We start from the raw sequence: 19,158 nt of genomic DNA on the forward strand, positions 1-19,158 counted from the left end.
TCTGGCCCACCAGCAGGGTAACGAACAGAGCAGGGGGACGGACCCCTTCGGACGAACCGGCGGATCGGACGATGCGCGATCGAAGGATTCGGTCCCGGCAAATGCCTAGGGTTCGAAGCGGTAACCCATGCCGGGTTCGGTGATGAGGTGGCGCGGACGAGAGGGCTCAGCCTCCAGTTTGCGGCGCAGCTGCGCCAGGTACACGCGGAGGTAGTGGGTCTCCTTGGCGTACGCGGGCCCCCACACCTCCTGGAGCAGCTGCTTCTGCGCGACGAGACGGCCGCGGTTGCGGACGAGCATCTCCAGCACGCCCCACTCGGTGGGCGTCAGGTGCACCTCGGTGCCGTCGCGGTGCACGCGTTTCGCCGCGAGGTCGACCGTGAAGGTGGCGGTCTCCACCACGGCCAGCTCGCCCTCGTCGACAGGGTGCGCGGCCCGTCGCACGGCGGCGCGCAGCCGGGCCAGCAGCTCGTCCATGCCGAAGGGCTTGGTCACGTAGTCGTCGGCGCCGGCGTCGAGCGCCCCGACCTTGTCGGAGGAGTCGGTCCGCGCGGAGAGCACCAGGATCGGCACGCTCGTCCAGCCGCGCAGGCCGGCGATCACCTCGGTGCCGTCGCGGTCGGGCAGCCCGAGGTCGAGCACGACCACGTCGGGCCTGTCCTCGGCGGCGACCTTCAGCGCGGACGCGCCGTCGTGCGCGGTCAGCACCTCGTAGCCGCGGGCGGCGAGGTTGATCCGCAGCGCCCGCACGATCTGCGGCTCGTCGTCGACCACCAGGACCTTGGTCACCGCGTTCCCGCCTCTCCCGCGTGATCCCCGTGCACCGGCAAGGAGATCACGATCGTCAGCCCGCCGCCCGGGGTGTCCTCGGCGCGGATCATTCCCCCCATCGCCTCGGTGAAGCCCTTGGCGACGCTCAGGCCCAGTCCGACACCGCTGGAGGAGTCACCGAGCCGTTGGAACGGCGCGAAGACCTCGTCGGCCGCGCCCTTCGGCAGGCCGCGCCCGTAGTCCACGACGCGCAGTTCGACCAGCGAGGCGTGTGCGCTCGCACGCACCTCAACCGCGCCGCCGCCGTGACGCAGGGCGTTGTCCACCACGTTGGCGATCACCCGCTCCAGCAGCCCTACATCGGCCCACACCAACGGGAGCCGGTCGTCCACGTCGACCTTCACCCGCGCGTGTCCATCCATGAAGGACAGAGCGCGGGCGACGGCTTCGTAGAACCCGGTCGGGCGGTACTGCGGCCGCACCGCGCCGGTCGCCAGGCGTGAGGAGTCGAGCAGGTTGTCGACCAGCTTGGCCAGCCGATCGGCGGACTCCTCTATCGCCTCAAGCAGTTCCGCGGTGTCCGAGTCGGACAGCACCAGTTCGGGATCGCGCAGGCTGCCGATGGACGCTTTGATCGACGTCAACGGGGTGCGCAGATCATGTCCCACGGCGGACAGCAGCGCGGTGCGCAGCTCGCTGGTCTCCGCCTTGCGCTGCGCCTCGGCGCTCTGCGCGGACAACCGCTGCTGCCGGAGCGCCAGAAGTGCTTGCCCCGCAGCACCTTCGAGCACCTTGCGATCGGCGGCGGCGAGTGCCCGCCCCCGGAGCGCGAGGTGCACGTCGGCGGTCACGGCGATGTCGACATCGGCCTGCCCAGGGCGGTCACACGCGTCGACACCGACCACCGCGACCCGCTGCCAGTCACCGCCGCTCTTCTCCAGCAACGCCACCGAGGTCAGGCCGAAGTTCTCGCGCACCTTCTCCAGCAACCGCTGCACCGGCTCCGGATGCGTGAGCACCGTGTGCGCGTAGGAAGCCAGCAGAGCCGCCTCGGTCCGGGCCCTGGCAGCCTGCCCGGCGCGGCGTGCGGCGCGGTCGACAACGAGGGCGACCATGATGCCGACGACCACCATCGCAACCAGGGTGATGACGTTCTCCTGCGCCGAGATCGTCAGGGTGAACAGCGGCTCGGTGAAGAAGAAGTTGAGCATCAGCGCCGAGCCGATCGAGGCCAGCAACGCCGGTCCGAGCCCGCCGACCAGCGCGACCACCACGATCGCCAGGAAGTAGTCGATCACGTTGGTGGACAGGATCAGCTCGGGCTGCAGCGCTACACCGATCGCGGTCGCCCCGGACGGCAGCACCACGGCGAGCACCCAGCCGAGGATCTTGCGCCACGGGGCGAGCGCGTCGCGTCGGGTTCCCTGCTGGCGCAGCGTCCCGCCCGCCTCGTCGTGCGTGACCATGTGCACGTCGATCGGCCCGGAGTTCTGCACGACGCGGGAGCTGACGCCCTCGTCGAAGACCCGCGCCAACCGCGACCGGCGCGAGGTCCCGAGTACCAGCTGCGTCGCGTTCACCCCGCGCGCGAAGTCCAGGAGCGCGGCGGGCACGTCGTCACCGACCACCGTGTGGAAGCTCGCCCCGACGTCGCGGGCGAGCTTGCGACAGCGGCTGACCGCGGCGGCGGGCACCCCGGCCAGGCCGTCGCTGCGCAGGACGTGCAGCACCAGCAGTTCGGCGCCCGCGCGGTTGGCGATCCGGCGCGCGCGGCGGATCAGCGTCTCGCTCTCCTTGCCACCGGTGATCGAGACGACCACGCGCTCCCTGGTCTCCCAGGTGTCGGTGATCCGGTGCTCCGCGCGGTAGCGCTGGAGGGCGACATCGACCTGGTCGGCGACCCACAGCAGCGCCAGCTCGCGCAGCGCGGTCAGGTTGCCGGGCCGGAAGTAGTTGCCGAGCGCGGCGTCCACCTTGTGCGCCGGGTAGATGTTGCCGTGCGCCATGCGCCTGCGCAGCGCCTCCGGCGTGACGTCGACCAGCTCGACCTGCTCGGCGCGGCGCACGACCTCGTCCGGCACCGTCTCCTGTTGTGCCGCGCCGGTGATCCGCTGCACGACGTCGTTCAGGCTCTCCATGTGCTGGACGTTCACCGTGGACAGGACGTCGATGCCCGCGGCGAGCAGCTCCTCGACGTCCTGCCAGCGCTTGGCGTTGCGGGAGCCGGGGACGTTGGTGTGCGCCAGCTCGTCGACGACCGCGACCTCCGGGCGCAGCGCGAGCAGCGCGTCGACATCCATCTCGGTGAAGTCGTGGCCGCGGTGGCTCATCCGCCGCCGGGGCACCTCGGGCAGGCCTTCCACCAGCGCCGCGGTCTTCGCCCGACCGTGGGTCTCCACGAAACCGACCACAACGTGGGTCCCCCGTTCGGCACGCCGGTGGGCTTCGCCGAGCATGGCGAAGGTCTTGCCGACCCCGGGGGCCGCGCCCAGGTAGATGCGCAGCTCACCGCGCCTGCGTCGGTTGGCGGACTCCACCGGCCCAGTGTCCGCCACCGCCGCCCCGCGCACCGCCTCCGCGGTGTTGAGCTTGCGCACAGTCGACGCATCAGGCGTCATCAGAAGTTCTCCGGTCGGATCAAGCAGATCAACAGGAGGGACGTGACATGGAACACCAGAGCGAGTCCGGTGCGGCCCGGTTCGGCCGTGCGATCCGCTCCTCCACTCCTCGGCCGCACCGGGGCCAGCGTGCCGTCCGACTTGGCTTAGATAACGGTCCTTGACACGTCCTTGACGAGGACTACCTCGGCGTTTACGCGCTCCTTACACTCTGTGTGACGGCGGCAACCACGAACCTTCACCCAGGGCGGGAGACCTCACGGGTAGGGGTCACCGTCTGCGATCACGCTTCGGCTGTGGCCGCACGAACGGACTAATCACCTTCAACCGCGCCGATTCATTTCACGCCATGAGGAATGTATTTTTCACTTCGCGTGAGCGCGCGGGTCCGGACGACGAGGAGGTCGACGTGTGCGGCATTACCGGCTGGGTGGCCTATGCACGCGACCTGACGTGCGAACAGGCCACGGTGGAAGCCATGACCGCCACGATGCGTGAGCGCGGTCCGGATGCCGGCGCCACCTGGTTGGCCCAACACGCCGCGCTCGGCCACCGCAGGCTGGCGGTGATCGACATCGAGGGCGGCGCACAGCCGATGACCGCCGACACCCCGGACGGCCAGGTGGTGCTGACCTACAGCGGCGAGGTCTACAACTTCGTCGAGCTGCGGGAGGAGCTGCGCCGGAGGGGCCACGCGTTCCGCACGGCCGGCGACACCGAGGTGGTGCTGCGCGCCTACCTGGAATGGGGCGACGCGCTGGTCGACCGGCTCAACGGCATGTACGCCTTCGCGATCTGGGACGCCCGGGCCGAACGCCTGCTGCTGGTCCGCGACCGCCTCGGGGTGAAACCGCTGTACCTCTACCGCACCGCGGACGGGGTGCTCTTCGGCTCCGAACCCAAGGCGATCCTGGCGAATCCGCTGGCCAAGCGCCGCGTCGGGCTCACCGGGCTGCGGGAGCTGTTCGCCTACAGCAAGAACATCGGCGAGGCCGTCTGGGCGGGGATGCGTGAGCTGAAGCCGGGCAGGCTCGCCATCATGGACCGCTCAGGCCTGCGGGAACGGACCTACTGGCGGCTTGAGGCCAGGCCGCACGAGGACGACGTCGAGACCACGTCCGCGCACATCCGGGAGCTGCTGGACGACATCATGCGCCGCCAGCTCGTCTCGGACGTGCCGCAGTGCGTCCTGCTCTCCGGCGGCCTCGACTCCAGCGCGCTGACCGGCCTGGCCGCACAGCACCTGAACCCGCTGCGCACGTTCGCGGTCGACTTCGTCGGCCAGACGGACAACTTCACCGCCAACGTGCTCCAGGACAGCCCCGACGCGCCGTTCGTGAAGGACGTGGCCGAGCACGTCGGCACCGACCACACCGACATCGTGCTCGACCACTCCACACTGGCCGATCCGCAGGTGCGCGCGGCCGCGGTCGGCGCCCGCGACATCCCGATCGGCCTCGGCGACATGGACAACTCGCTCTACCTGCTGTCCAAGGCGGTGCGGGAGCACTCGACGGTGGCGATCTCCGGCGAGTCGGCCGACGAGGTGTTCGGCGGTTACTGGTGGTTCCACGACCCGGGCGTCCAGCACGGCAACCTGCCCCCGTGGGTCTCCGGCCCCGGCGGCAAGCAGAGCGTCGGGCGGCCGTTGCTGCGCAAGGAACTGCGCGACCAGCTGGACATCGAGACCTTCCTCAAGGACAGCTACGCGGCAATCCGCGCCGAGTCGCCGGTGCTGCCCGGCGAGGATCCGCACCAGCGGCGGATGCGGCAGATCTGCTACGCGCACCTGACCCGCTTCCTGCCGTACATGCTCGACCGCAAGGACCGGATGAGCATGGCGGTCGGCCTGGAGGTCCGGGTGCCCTTCTGCGACTACCGCCTGGTCGAGTACGTGTTCAACGCCCCGTGGGCCATGCAGACCCACGACGGGCGGGAGAAGAGCCTGCTGCGCTCCGCGGTCCGGGACGTCATCCCCCGGTCGGTGCTGGAGCGGCGCAAGAGCCCCTACCCGTCCACGCAGGAACTCAAATACGTGATGGCCCTGCAGGAGCAGGTCGAGGAATTGTTGAACGATCGAAGTAATCCAACTTTCAACATTATTGATGCGGACTGGGCACGTGAAATCGTTTCCAGAGAGCCCGGGTCACTCAATCGCGTGGACCGTCTGTTCACAGAACGCCTGCTAGACATCGCTGCGTGGCTGGCCGCTCACCGACTTGAGCTACACCTAACTTGACTGCAACTCACCCAGAAGAGAAAGTTGTGAACGGCTACAAACGCACACGGCGATCGGCCCTGAGGCGTTCGATGTCCTCCTCTGAACGGACGACACCTGAGTAGTAACCCGTTCAGGCGAGCAAACAGTCACCCTCGGGTGAACCGGAGCGGATTTTGTACTCCGGTCGGGCGCTTGAGACCCCGATTGATGGACTTAGTCGTGACACGTTGGTAATGTCCTGATTATCCGGTGTTGTTGGTGAAGTTCTGCCTGGATGAAGCCGGGGTAATCACAGCGCGGTGACCCCTGGGGGAGGATTCGGATGCACGAGCGGGAGTTTCGAGCGTTCGTCTCGATCGCGGACCTTGGTCGGATGGACCTGGCCGCAAAGTCCTTGGGTTATTCCCAGCCAGCGATCAGCTACCAGATCAAGTCCCTGGAGCAGTCTCTCGGTACCAAGCTCTTCACCCGCGATCCAGCGGGTGCGAGGTTGACCCGGGAGGGACAGATGATCTTGCCTTCGGTTCGAGCGGTGCTCATGCTGATCGACAGCATCAAGGAGCTGTCGGTTCGCAACAACGAGCCCGTGCCCACCACGAGTTTCGAGTGGGCGACGAGCCAGCTGCGCTCCAGCTGAGAACAACCTTCCCCGTGACCGTTCGGCAGCAGGTCACGGGCCGATGAGAACGACGTGCAGGGGCGGTCCTCCGGGACCGCCCCTCGCGCATGTCAGGGGCCCGTCACCGAGGGCGGCGCTGGCACCGCGGGCAGGAGAAGGACGACCTGTTCATGAACGCCTCGCGGATGATCGCGCTGCCGCAGCGCGGGCACGGCTCGTTCTCCTGGCCGTACGCGGCCAGTGACCGGTCGAAGTAGCCGGACTGCCCGTTGACGTTGACGTAGAGCGCGTCGAACGAGGTGCCGCCCGCGACCAGCGCCTCCCGCATCACCGCGGTGGCCGCCTCCAGCAACTCCGTCGCCTTGGCCTTGGTCAGCCCGTTGGCCGGGCGCGACCAGTGCAGCCTCGTCCGCCACAGCGCCTCGTCGGCGTAGATGTTGCCGATGCCGGAGACCACCGTCTGGTCCAGCAGGGCCCGCTTCACCTCGGTGCGCCGGGCACGCAGGGCGGCGACGCCCGCGGCGAGGTCGAACTCCGGGTCGAGCGGGTCGCGACCGATGTGCGCGATCGGCACGGGCAGCCCGGCCACCAGTTCGGTGAGCGCCAGACCGCCGAAGGTGCGCTGGTCGACGAAGCGCAGCTCGGGACCGTCGTCGGCGAAGCGCACGCGGACCCGCAGATGGGTCTCGTCCGGGGCGCCGACGGGCTGGACCAGCATCTGACCGCTCATGCCGAGGTGCGCGACGACCGCGTCGGCCGCGCCGTCCAGCTCGATCCAGAGGTACTTGCCGCGGCGGCGGGCGGCGTCGAAGCGCCTGCCGCCGAGCCGGGAGGCGAAGTCCACCGGGCCGGGAACGTGCCTGCGCACCGCGCGCGGGTGCAGCACCTCGACCTGGGCGACGGTCCGGCCGGCGACGTGCCGCTCCAGTCCGGCGCGGACGACCTCGACCTCGGGAAGTTCCGGCACGCCCGTTCTCCTCGATCAGGAGGCGGCGTCCGCCTCTCCCTCATCTCCCTCGGCGGCGAGGCGGACCTGCTCGGAGAGGATGCGCCAGGCGGCCTCGGCGGCCTTCTGCTCGGCTTCCTTCTTCGTGCGGCCCTCGCCGGTGCCCTGCGGGTTGCCACCGACGACGACGGTGGCGGTGAACTCCTTGCGGTGGTCCGGTCCCTCTTCGGAGACCCGATACTCGGGCACGCCGAGCCCGGCGGCCGCGGTGAGCTCCTGGAGGCTGGTCTTCCAGTCCAGACCGGCACCGCGCCGGGGCGCCTCCTCGAGCAGGCCGTCGAAGAGCCGGTGCACGAGGGTGTGCGAGACCTCGATGCCGTGCTCGAGGTAGACCGCGCCGATCACGGCCTCGAGGCCGTCGGCGAGGATGCTCGGCTTGTCCCTGCCGCCGGTGAGCTCCTCGCCCTTGCCCAGCAACAGGTGCGCGCCGAGCCCACCCGGCCCGAGGGTGCGCGCCACACCGGCCAGCGCGTGCATGTTGACCACGCTGGCGCGCAGCTTGGCGAGCTGCCCCTCGGGAAGGTCCGGGTGCGCCCGGTACAGGTGATCGGTGATCACCACGCTGAGCACCGAGTCACCGAGGAACTCCAGCCTCTCGTTCGGCGGAAGACCGCCGTTCTCGTAGGCGTAGGACCGGTGCGTCAGTGCCAGCGTGAGCAGCTCGGTGCCGAGTTCGACGCCGAGCGCGACGAGCAGCGGGGCGCGATCAGGCGCGGGACCCCGCGACGGCCTGCTCCCCACGATCTAGTCTCCCAGCCTGGTTCAGGCGGGGGTGACGACCTGGCGGCCGTCGTACTGACCACACTGCGGGCAGGCCACGTGCGGCAGCTTCGGAGCCCGGCAGGCGCGGTTGGAGCAGGCCGCCAGGGTCGGGGCGCTGGCCTTCCACTGGGCTCGGCGCGAGCGGGTGTTGGACCGCGACATCCTGCGCTTGGGGACGGCCACGACTAGTTCTCCTCTGAGTTGTTTCCAGCCTCGCCGAACCGCCCTTGCAACGCGGCCCAGCGAGGGTCAATCGTCTCATGCCCGTGGTCCGGGCCGAGATCGGCCAGTTTCTCACCGCACTCCACGCACAGCCCCGGGCAGTCCGGGGTGCACAGCGGAGCGGCGGGCAGGGTCAGCACGATGGTGTCGCGCGCGACCGGCTCCAGGTCGAGCAGGTCGTCCACGAGCCTGCTGACCTCGTCCTCGTCGGTGCTGGTCTCGGTGGCGCTGTCCGGGTAGGCGAACAGCTCGGTGACCCGGACCTCCACCTCACCGCTGAGCGGGTCCAGGCACCGGGAGCACTCCCCCACCGTCGGCCCGCTGACGGTACCGGTGACGAGCACGCCCTCGACCACGGACTCCAGCAGCACGTCGAACTCGACCTGGGCGCCCGAGGGGATGCCGATGACGTCGACAAGGCCGAAGTCACTGGTGGCCTCGAACTTCCGGTGGTAACCACGGCTGGAACCCGGTCGCCGCCCCAGGTCCCGGGTGTCGATGACCCACGGTCCGGTCGGCGGCCGCTGCGTGGTTCTGGTGCGTTCAGACATGTCTGTGAGGTGTGCGACCGTTGTCGGTTGTCGGCCAGCCCGCCAAGGGTACGGGACGCCACCTCCAACGACGAAATCCGTTCCCGGCGACCGGCCGGGTCAGTAACCGCCGCGGTGGCGGGTGGGACGGGGGCCGACGGGCTCCTCTTCGGCGTAGTCGAAGACGGTGTCGTGACTCGGGCCACCCCGGCCGCGGAGCTGGGCTCGGCCCTTGCCCACGGTGCGCAGGGTGCGGCTGAGCAGGTCCTCGAACTCACCGAGCTTGCTGTCCACGTAGGCGTCGCACTCCGAGCGGAGGCGGGCCGCCTCCTGGTTGGCCGCGTCGACCACCCTGGCCGACTCGCTGTGCGCGGCGCGGACCACCTCGGTCTGGTCGACCATGCGCGCCTGCTCGGCCCGGCCCTCGTCGACGGAGCGCTCGTAGGAGGCGCGGCCCGCCTGGATCATCCGGTCAGCCTCGGACTCCGCCCGGCCGACGGCGTCCTCGTACTCGTGCCGGGCCGCCGCGGCGATCCGCTCGGCCTCCGCCTCGGCGTCGGCGACCATGCGCTCTGCCCGCGCCCTCGCCTCGGCGAGCAGACGATCGGCCTCCTCGCGGGCCTCGGTGATCGTCTGCTCCGCCTCGGCGCGGGAGCTGGTGATGCTGTGCTCCGCCTGCTGCGCGGCCTTGTTGACCACCTCGTCGCGGTGGTCGAGGACGTCCTGGGCGTCGTCGAGCTCGCCGGGGATCGCGTCCCGGATCTCGTCGAGCAGTTCCAGGACATCACCCCTGGGCACGACGCATCCGGAGGTCATGGGGACGCCGCGCGCCTCCTCGACGATCGTGACGAGCTCGTCAAGCGCCTCGAAGACCCGGTACACGTGCCACTCCTCGCCCCGCAGTCGACTGTCCAGCGTCCAGTCTGCCGTGTCGGCGCGCCGGAGGGCGGGATCTCACCACGCGTGTCAGGCAGTGATTCAGGAGCCGATGTTGACGAGGACGAAGCTCTTGTAGTGGTCGGCGGTGTAGAAGAACTCGTTGCCGGAGCCGGTCACGACCCGCTTGGCGCCGCGGTGGCCGATGCCGGGGGTCTTGACCGTGAACTCCTTGTAGTAGCTGGCGGCGCACTTCGGCAGCAGGTTCTCGCGGTTGCCGAAGGTGGTGCCGTCCTGCGGGTATGGGTACGGCCCGCCCTTCTTGATCAGGTTGACCGTGTCGGTCGCCTCGCGCGGCAGGGTCGAGAGGTTCTTCTTGGTGTAGGAAGCGGTGTTGCCGCAGGGTGGTTGAGCGGCAACGGAAAGCGTGTCGGCAGGGGCGGCGGAAGCGACGGCGGGGGCCAGGGCGCCCAGTGCCACCAGGACGGCCGCGAGCAGGGTGTGCGCAACGCGTGCTGTGATCGGCTTCATAGTTGCGACGGTAACTATCCCCCGTGATCGTCCACAGACATCGATATGAACTTTCGAAGGCGGGAAAACGACGTGCATACGGAAGTAGGAAGTTTTCGCCGGGCGGTTTCAACCGATGTCGACGCGATTGTGGGCATGCTCGCCGACGATCCGCTGGGGGCACTTCGGGAGAGCCCCGGCGACCCCTCCTACCTGCGTGCTTTCGCCGATATCGACGCCGATCCGAACCAACTCCTGGTGGTTGCCGAGAACAACGGCGAGGTGGTGGCGACCATGCAGCTGAGCTTCATTCCAGGCCTGTCCCGGCTGGGAATGACCCGCTGTCAGATCGAGGCCGTTCGGGTGCGCGACGACCAGCGGGGTTCGGGCCTCGGCGAAGCGATGATCAGGTGGGCCCTCGACCGGGCGCGGGAGCGGGGCTGCGGCCTGGTGCAGCTGACCACCGACGCCACGCGGACCGACGCGCGGCGGTTCTACGAGCGGATCGGGTTCACGCCGAGCCACGTCGGCATGAAGCTCGCGCTCTAGCGGGTCTCCGCGAGGCGGGCGGCGAGGCGCTCGTCGACCGCGGGCGGCAGCAGGTGGGAGACGTCGCCGCCGTAGGTGGCCACGTCCTTGACCAGCGAGCTGGACAGGAAGCTGTAGACCGGGTTGGTGGCGATGAACATCGTGTCGATGCCGGAGAGGCGCTGGTTCATCTGCGCCATCTGCAGCTCGTACTCGAAGTCGCTGACCGCGCGCAGGCCCTTGACGATCGCCTGGACCTCGTTGGCCTTGCAGTAGTCCACCAGCAGGCCGTACCAGGAGTCGATGCGCACGTTGGGCAGGTGCGGCGTGACGTCGCGGAGCATCTCCATGCGCTCCTCAACGGTGAACAGGCTGCGCTTGCTCTTGTTGATCATCACAGCGACGACGACCTCGTCGAACAGACCGGCCGCCCGCTCGATGATGTCCAAGTGCCCGTTGGTCACTGGGTCATAGGAGCCGGGGTAAACGGCACGCCTCATGGGCGGACCGTAACAGGATTCGGATACCGCGCCACCGCTTGGTCGCGGCGAGTGGGAAGTGTCACCCGCGCTCACCGGCCGAACGGAGCACCGGTGCCGGTGGGAGTATTGCCGGGTGACGCGAATCGTTGCCGGGACCGCGGGCGGACGCCGGCTCGCGGTGCCGCCCAAGGGAACCAGACCCACCTCGGACCGGGTGCGGGAAGCGCTGTTCAGCGCGCTCGAAGCCCTGGTGGACCTGGACGGAGCGCGGGTGCTGGACCTCTACGCGGGCTCGGGCGCGCTCGGTTTCGAGTCGCTGTCCCGGGGAGCGACGACGGCGACCTTCGTGGAGTCCGACCGGCGCGCGGGGGAAGTCCTCCGCCGCAATGCCGCGGACCTCGGGCTGCCCGGCGCGGATGTGCGGACCGGTACCGCTGACACGGTGCTGTCAACGGGCGCGGTCACTCCGTACGACGTCGTCTTCGCCGATCCGCCCTATGACCTGACCAACGAGGCGCTGCACAAGACGCTGACCGTGCTCGTCGAATCGGGGTGGACAGAGCCGGGCACCGTGGTCGTGGTCGAGCGCGCCGTGCGGACCGGGGACCCCGCGTGGCCCTCGCCGCTCGTCCCGCTCCGCACCCGCCGCTACGGCGACACCGCCGTCCACTGGGCCGAACACGCCTGACCCTCCGCCCCCGCCAATGCAGCGTTCGGTGCGAAGGCGAAGCGGCTAGTCCACTGTGGAGAGTGGTGGGCGTTGTTGCCATGGAGGGGCAGTTGCACCGTCGTCGCAACGGGTTTCGCGTCGTATGTTGCCCCTGTGAGCGTGCTCGGGAATCGCACTTACAGGCGGCTCTTCGTCGCCCAGGTGGTCGCGCTCGCCGGTTCCGGGCTGGCGACTGTCGCGCTCGGGTTGCTGGCGCACCGGCTCGCCGGGGGTGACGCGGGCCTGGTCCTCGGGGTCGCCCTGGCGATCAAGATGGTGGCTTACGTCTTCTTCGCCCCGCTGGCCACGGCTCTGGCGGAGCGACTGCCCCGGCGCGGGTTCCTCGTCGCGATGGACGTGGTGCGGGCGGTCGTCGCGCTGGCTCTGCCGTTCGTCACGGAGGTGTGGCAGGTCTACGCGCTGATCGTTGTGCTGCAAGCCGCCTCCGCGTCGTTCACGCCGACGTTCCAGGCGACGATCCCCAGCGTGCTCCCGGACGAGGAGGAGTACACGCGGGCGTTGTCGCTGTCGCGCTTGGCCTACGAGCTGGAGAGCCTGCTGAGCCCGGTGCTCGCGGCAGCACTGCTCACCGTCGTCGAGGCGAACCGGTTGTTCGTCGGGACCGCGATCGGTTTCGCCGCGTCGGCCGCGCTCGTGCTGAGCGTGGTGCTGCCGAAGCCCGTCGAGTCCGGGAGCAGGTCCGTTGGCGGACTGCGCGTCTACCTCGCCACGCCTCGGCTGCGTGCGTTGGTGGGGCTCAACCTCGCTGCTGCGGCGGCCGGGTCGATGGTGCTCGTGAACACGGTCGTGGTGGTGCGCGAGGAGCTGGGCCTGGGCGATTCTTTCGTGGCGTTGGCGCTCGGAACCTACGGAGCGGGCTCGATCCTCGCCGCGCTGCTGCTGCCTCGCGTGCTGTCCCGGCTCGGCGAGCGGCACGTGATGCTCGGCGGCGCCGGGGTGTTGGTGTTCGTGCTCACGATCAGCGCTTTTCAAGCTCTGTCATGGACCGCGGTGCTCGGCGCGTGGGCGGCGTTGGGTTTGGCCGGTGCCGCGGTGCAGACCCCGATCGGTCGCCTGGTGCGGCGATCGGCGGAGCCCGGGGGTTGGCCGGGCTTGTTCGCCGCGCAGTTCACCGTGTCGCACGGCGGGTGGCTGCTGACCTATCTGCTCGCCGGGTCGTTGGGTGCGTGGGCGGGGATGTCGATCACGCTGCTGGCGCTGGCGGTGGTGGCCGCGGGCGGGCTGGTGTTCGCCGCGCGCGTGTGGCCCGCGCACGATCCGTCCACAGTGGAGCATGTGCACGACAACCTCGCCCCGGACGACCCGCACCTGATGGACGCGGTGCCGTCCGGACGAGGATGGGTGCACGCGCACGAGTTCGCGATCGACCGCGTGCACCCGCGCTGGCCTCAGCGGCCGGAGTAGGCGCACCGTTGACGTGCAGCACCTGACCGGCCTCGGCAGAGCCCAGGAACCCCTCCGCCGTGCCCGTCAGCCGTTCTTCGTTCCCAGTACCTCGCCCACCGCTTCGAGCAGCGGGACGAGCTTGGCCAGTTCGGTCTCGTCGGTCGTGACGCACTCGGTGATGGCCGCCCCGACGACTGTCCACTCCGGACTGAGTCGGCGCACCTGCCGCGTCAGCTCGTCGACGGTGAGCCCATCCGGCTCCGGATAGGTCATGCCGCTGAACTCGTCGGGGGACAACACGTCGAGGTCGATGTGGAGGTAGACCTCGCGGTTGCCGGGGGCGACCGTCGCCAGGTCCGCGCGCTCGACCAGCCGCACCCGCCCTCCGTCTCCGACCAGTGCCCGCTCCCCGTGGTCGATGCTGCGCGCGCCCACGAGGACGACCTCCCGCTCCCCCATGGCCGATCGCAGGACCATGCCGTGGAAGGCGCCGGACGGGGAGGACTCCGGGGTGTTGAGGTCGGCGTGCGCGTCGAACCACAGCACCGTCACGTCGTCCCCGAGGCGCTGCACCGGTACCAGGTCGACGGAGCAGTCCCCGCCGATCGTCAGCACCGGTTCGTCCACATCGGACAGCGCGGCTCGTTGGGCGTCCTGGTGCGCCAGGAGCACTTCGTGGTTGGCGATACCGCCGACGGTGGGCGAGGTGCCGGTGCCGACCTGGACCTCCGTCACCTCGGCGCCGAGCACCAGCCCGGCCAGCCCGGCGAGGGCACGGCAGCCGGAGGGCAGCCCGGCCCGGCTCTCGACGAGCGCTCCCTGGAACTGGGGTACTGCGTGAATGCGCATGGCCGGAGTATGCGTGTGCGCGGGACCCGCGCACACGCACATCTCCGGCTCAGGTCAGCTCGATGAGCAGGTCCCCGCCCTCGACCTGCTGCACCTTGCCGATGGCCAGCCGCTTGACCTGGCCGGCCTTCGGCGCGGTGATCGCGGCTTCCATCTTCATCGCCTCGATGGTGGCCACCGTCTGACCCGCCTCGATCTGGTCGCCCTCGGCCACCGCGAGCGTGACCACGCCGGCGAACGGCGCGGGCACGTGGTCGGGGTTGGACCGGTCGGCCTTCTCCGCGGCCGGGATGTCGGCGGCCACCGAGCGGTCGCGGACCGAGATCGGCCGCAGCTGCCCGTTGAGCGTGGCCATCACGGTGCGCATACCGCGGTCGTCGGCCTCGCCGATGGCCTCAAGACCGATCAGCAGCCGCACACCCGGCTCCAGGTCGACCGAGTACTCCTCGCCCGGCCGGAGGCCGTAGAAGAAGTCCTTGCTGCGCAACACGCTCGTGTCGCCGTACGCCTCGCGGTGCGCGGCGAACTCCTTGGCGGGAGCCGGGAACAGCAGCCGGTTGAGCGTCTTGCGGCGGTCGGTCTCCAGGCCGCGGCGGTCGTCGTCGGTCAGCTCGACCATCTTGCGCGGGGCACTGCGACCGGCGAGGGCGCGGCTGCGGAACGGCTCGGGCCAGCCACCCGGCGGGTTGCCCAGTTCACCGTGCAGGAAGCCGATCACCGAGTCCGGGATGTCGAAGCTGCCCGGGTTCGCCTCGAAGTCAGAGGGCTCCACCCCCGCGCCGACCATGTGCAGCGCGAGGTCGCCGACCACCTTCGACGACGGGGTCACCTTCACCAGGCGGCCGAGCATGCGGTCGGCGGCGGCGTAGGTGGACTCGATCTCCTCGAACCGGTCGCCGAGGCCGAGCGCGATCGCCTGCTGGCGCAGGTTGGACAGCTGCCCGCCGGGGATCTCGTGGTGGTAGACGCGACCGGTCGGCGAGGCGAGGCCCGACTCGAACGGCGCGTAGATGCGGCGCACCGCCTCCCAGTACGGCTCCAGGTCGCAGACCGCCTGGAGGTCGAGCCCGGTGGCGCGCTCCGTGTGGTCGGTCGCGGCGACGATCGCCGACAGCGAGGGCTGCGAGGTGGTCCCCGCCATGGACGCCGTCGCGCCGTCCACCGCGTCCACGCCCGCCTGGATCGCGGCGAGGTAGGTGGCCAGCTGGCCGCCCGCGGTGTCGTGGGTGTGCAGGTGCACCGGCAGGTCGAACTCCGAACGCAGCGCCTTGACCAGAGTCGCGGCGGCGGGCGGGCGGAGCAGACCGGCCATGTCCTTGATCGCCAGCACGTGGGCGCCCGCGCGGACGATCTGCTCGGCCAGCCGCAGGTAGTAGTCGAGGGTGTAGAGCTGCTCCGCCGGGTCGGCGAGGTCGGCGGTGTAGCACAGCGCCACCTCGGCGATGGCCGATCCGGTGTCCCGGACCGCCTCGATCGCCGGGCGCATCTGCTCGACGTCGTTGAGCGCGTCGAAGATCCGGAAGATGTCGATCCCGGTCGCGGTGGCCTCCTCGACGAAGCCGCGCGTCACCGCCTCCGGGTACGGCGTGTAGCCCACCGTGTTGCGCCCGCGCAGCAGCATCTGGAGGCAGATGTTGGGCACGGCCTCGCGCAGTGCGGCCAGCCGCTCCCACGGGTCCTCGGCCAGGAAGCGCAGTGCGACGTCGTAGGTGGCACCGCCCCAGCACTCCAGTGAGAGCAGCTCCGGCGTGGAGCGGGCCACGTGCGGCGCGACGGCGAGCAGGTCCTTGGTGCGCACGCGGGTGGCCAGCAGCGACTGGTGCGCGTCACGGAAGGTGGTGTCTGTGACGCCGACGGCCGGGTTGGAGCGCAGCCACGCGGCGAAGCCCTCCGGGCCCAGCTCGACCAGCTTGTGGCGCGAGCCCGCGGGCGGGGTGTCGAGCAGGTTGACCGCGGGCAGCTTCTGCACCGGGTCCACAGTGGACGGACGAGGGCCGTTGGGCTTGTTCACCGTCACGTCGGCCAGGTAGGTCAGCAGCCTGGTGCCGCGGTCGGCGGAGTGCCGTGCGGTCAGCAGGTGCGGGCGCTGCTCGATGAACGCGGTGGTGACCTGACCGGCGACGAACTGCTCGTCGTCGAGCACCGCCTGCAGGAACGGGATGTTGGTGGACACGCCGCGGATGCGGAACTCGGCGATCGCGCGGCGGGCGCGCCGGACGGCCCCGGCGAAGTCGCGGCCGCGACAGGTCAGCTTCACCAGCATCGAGTCGAAGTGGGCGCTGATGCCGGCGCCCGCGTGCGCCGTGCCGCCGTCGAGCCGGATGCCCGCGCCGCCCGGCGAGCGGTACGCGGTGATGCGGCCGGTGTCCGGGCGGAAGCCGTTGGCCGGGTCCTCGGTGGTGATGCGGCACTGCAGCGCGGCGCCGCGCAGGCGGATCGAGTCCTGGGACAGCCCGAGGTCGGGCAGGGTCTCCCCGGCGGCGATCCTCATCTGCGACTGCACCAGGTCGACGTCGGTGACCTCCTCGGTCACGGTGTGCTCGACCTGGATGCGCGGGTTCATCTCGATGAAGACGTGGTTGCCCTCGCGGTCGACCAGGAACTCCACGGTGCCCGCGTTGACGTAGCCGATGTGCCTGGCGAAGGAGACCGCGTCCGCGCAGATCCGCTCGCGCAGCTTCGGGTCGAGGTTGGGCGCGGGGGCGATCTCGATGACCTTCTGGTGCCGCCGCTGCACCGAGCAGTCGCGCTCGAAGAGGTGGATCACGTTGCCCTTGGCGTCGGCCAGGATCTGCACCTCGATGTGCCGGGGCTCGACGACGGCCTGCTCCAGGAAGACCGTGGGGTCGCCGAAGGCCGACTCGGCCTCGCGCATCGCGGCCTCCAGGGCCTCCCGCAGCGCGCCGATCTCCTCCACCCGGCGCATGCCGCGCCCGCCACCACCGGCGACAGCCTTGACGAAGACCGGGAAGCGGATGTTCTCCGCCTGGCTCAGCAGCTCCTCGACGTTGGAGGACGGGGCGGAGGACTCCAGCACCGGCAGCCCGGCCTCGCGCGCGGCGGCGATGGCGCGGGCCTTGTTCCCGGTCAGCTCCAGCACCTCCGCGCTGGGGCCGACGAAGGTGATGCCCGCGTCCTTGCAGGACTGCGACAGCTCCGGGTTCTCCGACAGGAAGCCGTAGCCGGGGTAGATCGCGTCGGCGCCCGCCTTGCGCGCCGCCTTGATCACCTCGGCGACCGAGAGGTAGGCGCGCACCGGGTGGCCGGGATCGCCGATCTCGTAGGACTCGTCCGCCTTGAGGCGGTGCAACGAGTTCCGGTCCTCGTGCGGGAACACCGCGACCGTTCCCGCGCCCAGCTCGTAGGCGGCGCGGAACGCCCGGATGGCGATCTCTCCTCGGTTGGCGACGAGGACCTTCGCGAACATGCCGGCTCCTCACGGATCGTGCCTCGGGGTCGGTCGTGGCACCGTATCGTCGTCTCCCGCTGTACGGGAGGGTCGTCCCAGGTGACGGACTTCATCCTGATCGATTCCCCGGCCCCGCGCGACTGCCAATGAGTTGTGGTTCCGATCACTGGACGTATTGCTGGTTTCAGCGCGCGCCGATGCGGATACCCCTTCCTGCGGTCCCCCGCGCGGGAGAGGAAAAGATGCGATTCACCTCACGTGGAGCACTGGCCCTGTCCGTTGCCCTGGTCCTCGGCTTGGCCGGGGTGCCGGCCCAGGCCGGCTACCCGCTCTACTCGGCCGCGACCAGCCCCGCCGTCGCCGCGGGCAAGGACGGCCTGCTGGAGGTGTTCGCGCCCGCCCCGCCCAACGCGGCGCTGCACCACCGGCGACAGCTGCCCGGCGGCGTCTGGGGCCCGTGGGAGGAGTTCGGCGGCCCGACCGAGGGCGCTCCCACCGTGGTGCGGACCGCGGAGGGGTTGCTGGAGGTCTTCGCGCTCGACCGCCGGGACGGCCGTGCGGGTGAGCGCATCCGCCACCGGGTCCAGCTCGCCGACGGCGCGTGGGGGCCCTGGGAGGACTTCGGCGCTGCGGCGTCGGTCCCGGTGGCGGCCGAGGGCGGCACGGACCTGTTCGCGCTGGCCCCGGGCGGCTCGAAGCTGCTGCACCGCGCGCGCTCCGATGCGGGTTGGGGGCCGTGGGAGGACTTCGGCGAGGGCTCCGGGCTGCCCGCGGTCGCACGCGGCGGGGACGGGCAACTGCGGGTGTTCACCACCCTCTCCGGCCAGCTCCTGGGGCGGACGCGGACCCCGGCCGGGTGGAGCCAGTGGACCCCGCTCGGCGGTCCCGCCGACGCGCACTCCCCGGTCGCCGCGGCGACGGAGAGCGGCGTGGTGGTGTTCGTGACGGCCGGCCAACGCATGCACGAACTGCGTGACGGGTGGACGGTGTTCTCCGAACCTGTGACCGGTCGGCCTTCGGTGGGGCGCAACGCGGACGGTCGGCTGGAGGTGTTCGTGGTCGGCCGCGACGCGAGCAGCGTGCAGCACCGCAGGGAAACCGCGATCGGATGGGGCCCGTGGCAGACCTTCGACGGCGTGAGCGCGGTGTGCTCACCCGGCGTCGCGTCCACTGTGGACGGGCGGCTTGAGTTGTTCACGCTGGCGCCCGCGGGCGAGTCGATCGTGGTCCGGGCCCAGGTCGTGCCGAGTGGGACGTGGGGTCCGGCCCAGGTGCTCGGCGGTCCCGCCAGCCCCCGCTGCGAGTAGTCAGCGCAGCTGGTTGACCAGTGAGCGCAGCCAGGGTTCGGCGAACGCGGGCTCGGCGGCGATGGCCCTGACCAGTCGATCACGGGTTTCCCGGGTGCGACCGGCTTCGACCAGCGCGACGGCCTCGGCGAGCGTTTGACGGGTCATGTCGTCGTGAGCGGGGGCCACGGCGTTCGGATCAGCCCAGGACTCCCGCTGAGCAGGTCGAAGACCCTGTCCGCGGAGCGGCCGAAGAAGCAGACCCCCCGTCCGCGCCGCGCGCCAGCACCTTCGCCGCGCAGTCGATCAACTCGTCCAGGGACCACAGGTCCGGCGGTTCCATGCCTTCGAGC

Annotated in this window: 18 protein-coding genes; 6 read left to right on the top strand and 12 right to left on the bottom strand. The window is 70.4% G+C overall.

From position 1 onward, the window contains the following. Nucleotides 1-105 precede the first annotated feature (105 nt). Both BLT28_RS20545 and BLT28_RS20550 read right to left on the bottom strand, forming a co-directional pair. The gene (locus tag BLT28_RS20545; RefSeq protein ID WP_030430554.1) at nucleotides 106-789 is read right to left on the bottom strand and encodes a response regulator; all 684 of its coding nucleotides are present in this window, start codon (nucleotides 787-789) and stop codon (nucleotides 106-108) included. Continuing rightward, on the bottom strand, nucleotides 786-3,389 hold the full coding sequence (locus BLT28_RS20550) for a sensor histidine kinase (protein WP_081900411.1): 2,604 nt from the start codon (nucleotides 3,387-3,389) through the stop codon (nucleotides 786-788). The genes BLT28_RS20545 and BLT28_RS20550 overlap by 4 nt, the downstream gene beginning before the upstream one ends. A 409-nt stretch (nucleotides 3,390-3,798) precedes the next feature. Here BLT28_RS20550 and asnB point away from each other — a divergent pair, with 409 nt between their 5' ends. Both asnB and BLT28_RS42575 read left to right on the top strand, forming a co-directional pair. Then, entirely contained in the window at nucleotides 3,799-5,628 is a 1,830-nt protein-coding gene (asnB, locus tag BLT28_RS20555) for an asparagine synthase (glutamine-hydrolyzing) (protein ID WP_030430556.1), read from the top strand. A gap of 304 nt (nucleotides 5,629-5,932) precedes the next feature. Then, a complete protein-coding gene (locus tag BLT28_RS42575; RefSeq protein ID WP_030430557.1) occupies nucleotides 5,933-6,247 on the top strand; it encodes a LysR family transcriptional regulator in 315 nt (104 codons plus the stop codon). A 103-nt stretch (nucleotides 6,248-6,350) separates the two neighbouring features. Here BLT28_RS42575 and mutM read toward each other — a convergent pair whose 3' ends face one another. The 6 genes from mutM to BLT28_RS20590 form a co-directional block, all read right to left on the bottom strand. Further along, nucleotides 6,351-7,196 carry a bifunctional DNA-formamidopyrimidine glycosylase/DNA-(apurinic or apyrimidinic site) lyase gene (gene mutM, locus BLT28_RS20565; protein ID WP_030430558.1) on the bottom strand — a complete coding sequence of 282 codons (846 nt, stop codon included), beginning with the start codon at nucleotides 7,194-7,196 and terminating at the stop codon, nucleotides 6,351-6,353. A 15-nt stretch (nucleotides 7,197-7,211) separates the two neighbouring features. Then, nucleotides 7,212-7,976, bottom strand: a complete 765-nt coding sequence (gene rnc, locus BLT28_RS20570) for a ribonuclease III (protein WP_030430559.1) — start codon at nucleotides 7,974-7,976, stop codon at nucleotides 7,212-7,214. A gap of 21 nt (nucleotides 7,977-7,997) precedes the next feature. Next, nucleotides 7,998-8,180, bottom strand: a complete 183-nt coding sequence (rpmF, locus tag BLT28_RS20575) for a 50S ribosomal protein L32 (protein ID WP_030430560.1) — start codon at nucleotides 8,178-8,180, stop codon at nucleotides 7,998-8,000. Nucleotides 8,181-8,182: 2 nt separating this feature from the next. Then, nucleotides 8,183-8,770 carry a YceD family protein gene (locus tag BLT28_RS20580; protein WP_030430561.1) on the bottom strand — a complete coding sequence of 196 codons (588 nt, stop codon included), beginning with the start codon at nucleotides 8,768-8,770 and terminating at the stop codon, nucleotides 8,183-8,185. 99 nt (nucleotides 8,771-8,869) lie between these two features. Continuing rightward, nucleotides 8,870-9,631: an ATP synthase F0 subunit B gene (locus BLT28_RS20585; RefSeq protein WP_030430562.1), complete on the bottom strand. Its 762-nt coding sequence runs from the start codon at nucleotides 9,629-9,631 to the stop codon at nucleotides 8,870-8,872. A gap of 96 nt (nucleotides 9,632-9,727) precedes the next feature. Next, a complete protein-coding gene (locus tag BLT28_RS20590) occupies nucleotides 9,728-10,156 on the bottom strand; it encodes a ribonuclease domain-containing protein (RefSeq protein ID WP_030430563.1) in 429 nt (142 codons plus the stop codon). 135 nt (nucleotides 10,157-10,291) lie between these two features. On the opposite strand from BLT28_RS20590, the gene BLT28_RS20595 reads away from it, so the two are divergent. After that, the gene (locus tag BLT28_RS20595) at nucleotides 10,292-10,684 is read left to right on the top strand and encodes a GNAT family N-acetyltransferase (RefSeq protein ID WP_231950360.1); all 393 of its coding nucleotides are present in this window, start codon (nucleotides 10,292-10,294) and stop codon (nucleotides 10,682-10,684) included. On the opposite strand, the gene coaD is transcribed toward BLT28_RS20595, so the two are convergent. Next, complete coding sequence (gene coaD, locus BLT28_RS20600; protein ID WP_030430565.1) at nucleotides 10,681-11,163, bottom strand: pantetheine-phosphate adenylyltransferase; 483 nt, start codon at nucleotides 11,161-11,163, stop codon at nucleotides 10,681-10,683. The genes BLT28_RS20595 and coaD overlap by 4 nt on opposite strands. A 115-nt stretch (nucleotides 11,164-11,278) precedes the next feature. Between coaD and rsmD the strand changes: the two genes are divergently transcribed. Next, on the top strand, nucleotides 11,279-11,833 hold the full coding sequence (gene rsmD / locus BLT28_RS20605) for a 16S rRNA (guanine(966)-N(2))-methyltransferase RsmD (RefSeq protein ID WP_030430566.1): 555 nt from the start codon (nucleotides 11,279-11,281) through the stop codon (nucleotides 11,831-11,833). Between the two features lie 135 nt (nucleotides 11,834-11,968). Then, nucleotides 11,969-13,279 (top strand): MFS transporter, encoded by a 1,311-nt coding sequence (locus tag BLT28_RS20610; protein WP_030430567.1) that lies wholly within the window; start codon nucleotides 11,969-11,971, stop codon nucleotides 13,277-13,279. Nucleotides 13,280-13,345: 66 nt separating this feature from the next. Here the strand turns inward: BLT28_RS20610 and BLT28_RS20615 are convergent, their stop codons facing one another. After that, the gene (locus tag BLT28_RS20615) at nucleotides 13,346-14,110 is read right to left on the bottom strand and encodes an arginase family protein (protein ID WP_030430568.1); all 765 of its coding nucleotides are present in this window, start codon (nucleotides 14,108-14,110) and stop codon (nucleotides 13,346-13,348) included. Between the two features lie 49 nt (nucleotides 14,111-14,159). Beyond that, complete coding sequence (locus BLT28_RS20620; RefSeq protein ID WP_030430569.1) at nucleotides 14,160-17,537, bottom strand: pyruvate carboxylase; 3,378 nt, start codon at nucleotides 17,535-17,537, stop codon at nucleotides 14,160-14,162. A 224-nt stretch (nucleotides 17,538-17,761) separates the two neighbouring features. Here BLT28_RS20620 and BLT28_RS20625 point away from each other — a divergent pair, with 224 nt between their 5' ends. Continuing rightward, nucleotides 17,762-18,826: a hypothetical protein gene (locus tag BLT28_RS20625; RefSeq protein WP_030430570.1), complete on the top strand. Its 1,065-nt coding sequence runs from the start codon at nucleotides 17,762-17,764 to the stop codon at nucleotides 18,824-18,826. On the opposite strand, the gene BLT28_RS42075 is transcribed toward BLT28_RS20625, so the two are convergent. Further along, entirely contained in the window at nucleotides 18,827-18,994 is a 168-nt protein-coding gene (locus tag BLT28_RS42075; protein WP_231950361.1) for a hypothetical protein, read from the bottom strand. It abuts the gene before it with no gap. Nucleotides 18,995-19,158 lie beyond the last annotated feature (164 nt).

The sequence above is a fragment of the Allokutzneria albata genome (assembly GCF_900103775.1).
Classification (GTDB): domain Bacteria; phylum Actinomycetota; class Actinomycetes; order Mycobacteriales; family Pseudonocardiaceae; genus Allokutzneria; species Allokutzneria albata.

Excerpts from the sequence above, each read along its gene's own strand:
- BLT28_RS20620 (WP_030430569.1), bottom strand. The coding sequence starts at position 17,537 with ATGTTCGCGAAGGTCCTCGTCGCCAACCGAGGAGAGATCGCCATCCGG.
- BLT28_RS42575 (WP_030430557.1), top strand. The coding sequence starts at position 5,933 with ATGCACGAGCGGGAGTTTCGAGCGTTCGTCTCGATCGCGGACCTTGGT.
- coaD (WP_030430565.1), bottom strand. The coding sequence starts at position 11,163 with ATGAGGCGTGCCGTTTACCCCGGCTCCTATGACCCAGTGACCAACGGG.
- BLT28_RS20580 (WP_030430561.1), bottom strand. The coding sequence starts at position 8,770 with ATGTCTGAACGCACCAGAACCACGCAGCGGCCGCCGACCGGACCGTGG.
- BLT28_RS20590 (WP_030430563.1), bottom strand. The coding sequence starts at position 10,156 with ATGAAGCCGATCACAGCACGCGTTGCGCACACCCTGCTCGCGGCCGTC.
- BLT28_RS20615 (WP_030430568.1), bottom strand. The coding sequence starts at position 14,110 with ATGCGCATTCACGCAGTACCCCAGTTCCAGGGAGCGCTCGTCGAGAGC.
- BLT28_RS20550 (WP_081900411.1), bottom strand. The coding sequence starts at position 3,389 with ATGACGCCTGATGCGTCGACTGTGCGCAAGCTCAACACCGCGGAGGCG.
- BLT28_RS20625 (WP_030430570.1), top strand. The coding sequence starts at position 17,762 with ATGCGATTCACCTCACGTGGAGCACTGGCCCTGTCCGTTGCCCTGGTC.
- BLT28_RS20595 (WP_231950360.1), top strand. The coding sequence starts at position 10,292 with ATGCTCGCCGACGATCCGCTGGGGGCACTTCGGGAGAGCCCCGGCGAC.